This window comes from Burkholderia alba (assembly GCF_034721475.1).
In the GTDB taxonomy this organism is placed as follows: domain Bacteria; phylum Pseudomonadota; class Gammaproteobacteria; order Burkholderiales; family Burkholderiaceae; genus Burkholderia; species Burkholderia alba.
This window is the reverse complement of sequence record NZ_JAWJWL010000087.1, coordinates 1-4,500: the sequence shown is the minus strand read 5'-3', so window position 1 is coordinate 4,500 and position 4,500 is coordinate 1. Positions and strand designations below refer to the sequence as shown.

Annotated in this window: 4 protein-coding genes; 3 read left to right on the top strand and 1 reads right to left on the bottom strand. The window is 57.2% G+C overall.

Features of this window, described 5'->3' with window-relative positions; genetic code table 11:
- Positions 1-197: 197 nt before the first annotated feature.
- A complete protein-coding gene (locus tag RZR99_RS32160; protein ID WP_323123732.1) occupies positions 198-1,187 on the bottom strand; it encodes a DNA-binding protein in 990 nt (329 codons plus the stop codon).
- Between the two features lie 282 nt (positions 1,188-1,469).
- On the opposite strand from RZR99_RS32160, the gene RZR99_RS32155 reads away from it, so the two are divergent.
- From RZR99_RS32155 to RZR99_RS32145, 3 genes are all read left to right on the top strand, one after another.
- Positions 1,470-3,164, top strand: a complete 1,695-nt coding sequence (locus tag RZR99_RS32155; protein WP_323123731.1) for a right-handed parallel beta-helix repeat-containing protein — start codon at positions 1,470-1,472, stop codon at positions 3,162-3,164.
- A 699-nt stretch (positions 3,165-3,863) separates the two neighbouring features.
- Positions 3,864-4,214 carry a hypothetical protein gene (locus RZR99_RS33515; protein WP_407655545.1) on the top strand — a complete coding sequence of 117 codons (351 nt, stop codon included), beginning with the start codon at positions 3,864-3,866 and terminating at the stop codon, positions 4,212-4,214.
- Between the two features lie 20 nt (positions 4,215-4,234).
- Positions 4,235-4,480 (top strand): AbrB/MazE/SpoVT family DNA-binding domain-containing protein, encoded by a 246-nt coding sequence (locus RZR99_RS32145; RefSeq protein WP_042585733.1) that lies wholly within the window; start codon positions 4,235-4,237, stop codon positions 4,478-4,480.
- Positions 4,481-4,500 lie beyond the last annotated feature (20 nt).

Below are 4,500 nucleotides of genomic sequence, written 5' to 3'. Positions count from 1 at the left end.
GATGCGCCAGGCGGGACTGTTCGACTTCAGTCGCGACCTGATCCACGCGCAACTGCCGTCGTTGGTCGCCACTTTCGGGGTAATCGTCCTTTTCGTGCAAAATCTGGCGGTTTCGTTCTAAATCCCGTTAAAAATCAATGGTCTATCAGGATTCGGATTTCGCGGAACTCCGTCCTTCGAATGCAAAATCTGGCGCTTCAGTCCGCAGCGCCACCCAGACCTAACTGCGCCCGATAGTCAGCCAGCAGCAACAGCTGGGCGTCGACCTGCGCCGCCAGCCTTGTCCGCTCCGCCGTCGCTACGCCGAGCGACGTACGTGCGCTTTCCAGTTCCCCCGACTGCGCGCTGACTGTCGCGCGTAGGGTATCGCGTTCGGTCTCGAGACGGACGTGATCGGCACGCATCCGGTCGAGCGCCTCCCGTATCTGCTCACCGTGTGCCCGCGCTTCTCGCAGACTTTTACTCGCCGCGCCAGACTCGGCGACTAGCCTCGCGTTGTCCTTGTTCAGTTGGGTAATTTCGTTCTGCTTCACGATTGTCGTCTGATTGACCTGGCGCAGTTCGGCCTGCAGTTGCTGGACTTGCGTCTCGTGCCGGCGCGCTTCCTGTTCGCGCTGCTCGCGACTGGCGGTCCGGTAGTGTTCGAGCGCCTCGTGCGCGTGCTTCAGCTTCTCTTCGAGCGACTGGCGGAAGCTTTCGTGTTCGGCAAGCCGCACGGTCTGATCGTGCACCTGCTGCAAGAGTCGCTCGACGTCGATGGCGCGCTGCTGTGCCGCCAGACGGGTGTCGGCGTGCGCGTCCTGTTCGCTCGAGAGCGCGGCGGTCGCGTTGGCCAGTTGAGACTGCAGTGCGGCGAGCTCGCTAGTGAGCTTGGCGATCTCGGCTTGGGCCTGCTGGCGCTGGGCGGCCGCGGCGGCGGCCTGCTGGTCGACGCGCGCCTGGGCTTCCTCGTGCAGGCGGGCCGCGAGCCGCGCGACGAGATCCTGGATGGCGTCGGATAGCGACGCCGCGCGGGTCAGGGACGCGCCTTCTTCCTCCAGCTCTTTCAGGTAGCGGTGGATCGTGGTTTTCGAGCCAGTGTTGCCGAGCGTGATACGTATCGCATCGATCGACGCATGCAGACCCTGCGCGATCAGCGAATCGCGCGCACGCTTGACGTCCACACGGGTCAGACCGGCGCGAGCCATGGGGCCTCCTTAGAATATCGTACTGTATTACATACCATGTATATACGTATCAATTTCGCCAGTCAAGCGTGGTGTGAAATTGTGATTTTTCATATGCAATAAATGGGAGTTATTCAATGTGATTAGTCGAAAACCGGCTCGAACGACCGGAAACGGTACGGAAAAGGGATCGCCTACCTGATTTCAAGCAAGCGCCAGCTGGAGCGCCTCTCCAGGCGGGCACACCTGCTAGTGATGGCGCAGCCTTGCTGGACCAATGTCACTAACCGGGCGAACAACCCCATGAGCACCGGCCAATTGCCGTCGATCACCTCGAGTGCAATGCCGACATCGGTGCAGAATGCCCAGGCATTGCTATCGCCAGGACAATGGCTCCTCGATTCGACGTCGAGCACGCTATATTACTTGCCGGCGTCTGGGCAGCAGATGACGGGGCTGGACGTGGAACTCCCTCGCTTGGAGACGCTGCTACAGGGGGCAGGAACACTGGCCAACCCGTTGCATGACGTTACGTTTTCGGGCCTGCAGTTTTCCTATGCAACATGGAATGACCCGTCTACCTCCGTCGGATTTTCCGATGTCCAGAGCAATTTGCGGATGACGCTTCCAGGCGGTAACCAAGGCATGTGCAATTTCTCCACGCCCGCGGGTTCGTGTCCTTGGGGATCGCTGACTCAGCCGTTGGCCAATGTTAGTTTCAGCGCATCCAACAACATAACGATCGCGAATAACCTGTTCACCAATTTGGGTGGTGCAGGCTTGGCATTCATGTATGGTTCGTCAAACAATTTAATCCAAAATAATGAATTCAACGCGATCTCATCGACCGGAATCTTGATGGGTTGCACTTACGATCCGACTCCGATCAACGCCGATGGAAGTCCGACCAACGCCGCAGACGCCGCAACCATTAAGCAGAACTGCACGCCCAATCCGACTGCGGTGGCAAGCGATGTAATCGGTGCAAACGAAATCATGACGGGTAACATGATTACCAACAACCTGATCCACAACATCGGGATCGATTACCCATCGGCGTGTGGCATCACATTGCTGTTCAGTCGGAAAACTTCGATCGTCAACAATGAAATTTATAACGTCCCTTACACGGCTATTACCGCTGGCGTCATCCAGGGGCATGTGGACAATTCGAACCACCCAAACGAGTCCACCAACATCAATAGCAGTAATAATATCAGCAACAACCTGTTGCACGACTACTTGCAGAAACTTGTCGATGGAGGAGCTATTTATATCGAAGGACATCAATCGTGGTTAGGCACACAAGCAGACGGCATGCTGGCTCAAGGTAATGTAGCCATGAATAGCCCGAACACGGATTTTACTTTCTACGATGATGCCGGCTCCGAATGGATCACATGGCAAGGTAATGCTGCATGGAATGCCACCGGCTATGCGGACCAGGGCGGATGTGAGCCAGTGGGACATCTTTGGATCACTGGAAATTATTTCTCAAAACCGAGTGGAGATTACAGCTGGTGTTCGCCCGGTCCCGTTGATCTCCACGCAAGTGGAAATGTGTCGATCTCGGCACTTAGCGGTATTCCGACATCGATTATGAGCAATGCTGGGCGAACGGGGAGCATTCGGATTAACGACAATCACTCCCAGATTGCCTATGTTGGCTCATGGGCTTACGACAGTAATCGGTCTCAGTATGGCGACTACCTCGGTGATATTCATTACACGACGGTCAACAACGATACGATGACTGTGTCGTTTGTCGGCACCGGCATCCAAGTACTCGGCGAGCAGTATATTGATCAAGGTAATGTTGGAATCAGCATCGATGGCGGCGCTCAACAGACCGTGAGCACGGTACCCGCCGACAAACAGCGACACGCGAACGTGGCGATCTACACGTCCCCGACACTAGCGGGTGGGCCACACACCCTCACCGTGACCAAACTGTCGGGTACCTACATCACCATGGATGGGGTCAACATCACGCCGTGAAGATCGCTGCGCATCGCGCCTGCTCACGCAACTTTGTCGGAGGAACCGGATGAGTAGGATCAGGAATCGACGGCTTCCCGATCTGGCTGGTTGCGCGCCGCAAAAAGCATGTCGGAAAAGGGTTTACAGGCGCTTCGGGTTTTGGACCGGCAAATGGGCTGGGTGTGATTTTATGACAAGGTGGCATGAACGCGGAGATTCGGGAAGTACTCTGCCTGTCGAAGAACAAAATAACTGCGAATATGAACCAATAAACTGCGAATGAGCCTTTGTCGTGTAGTGCCGTGCAGCTTTCACGTACTGAATAGAGGAGGCGGCCTTATCGTGGGCAGGATATTCGCAGTTTATACGTTCAAATGGCAACGTATTCGCGGAATTTACGTTCAAACCCGGGAGTATTTTGTAGTAACGCAACCGGTGGTCAAGCCGGCCAAATCTACCGCGAAGCCACACCACAGCTCAATGTGAGCACAATTGGCCGTTCGCAGATTATTCGTTCATATTCGCAGTTATTTCGTTCTTCGACAATTGCCGCCGACGTTGAGGCGAGCGACGCGCTCGTGCCGGCGACGTCCGAGCCGGTCGAACTGGTCCCGGCCGACGGCGGCCAGCAGCTGGCGCCACTCGAACGCATGGCACTCCCACATGCTCTGTCCGGCGCGCGCGGGACCAACCGGGTNTGAGGCGAGCGACGCGCTCGTGCCGGCGACGTCCGAGCCGGTCGAACTGGTCCCGGCCGACGGCGGCCAGCAGCTGGCGCCACTCGAACGCATGGCACTCCCACATGCTCTGTCCGGCGCGCGCGGGACCAACCGGGTGTCGGCGCTGTCCTATCTGCGCGCTGCGCACGATCTCGATGCGCTGCGTGCGTATCTGGCGCGCTATGACGACCAGGCTTCCACGCTGCGGGCGTATACGCGTGAGCTGGAGCGCCTGCTGCTCTGGGCCGTGATCATCTGCGATTGTAAGAGGGGTGATTTGAGAGGGGGCGACTCGCTTGTCGAACATCCATCTTGCCCTTGCGTTACCGTGAGCCTTACCTTAAAGTAAGGAGTATCGGAGGTGCCATCATGACAGCAGCAACCATCACTTCAAAGGGCCAGGTCACGATTCCCGTGGACGTGCGCAATCAGCTTGGTCTGCAGGCCGGCGACCGGATCGAGTTCAGCCTTAACGAGGCAACTGGCAGGTATGAGGTCTATCCGGCCACGCGGTCGCTTGCGTCGCTCAAGGGCATCGTGAAAAAGCCCGCGAAACCAGTGTCGATCGAGGAAATGAATCGGGCCATCGCGGACCAAGGAGCATCCGCGAGATGATCGGATTGGATACGAACGTG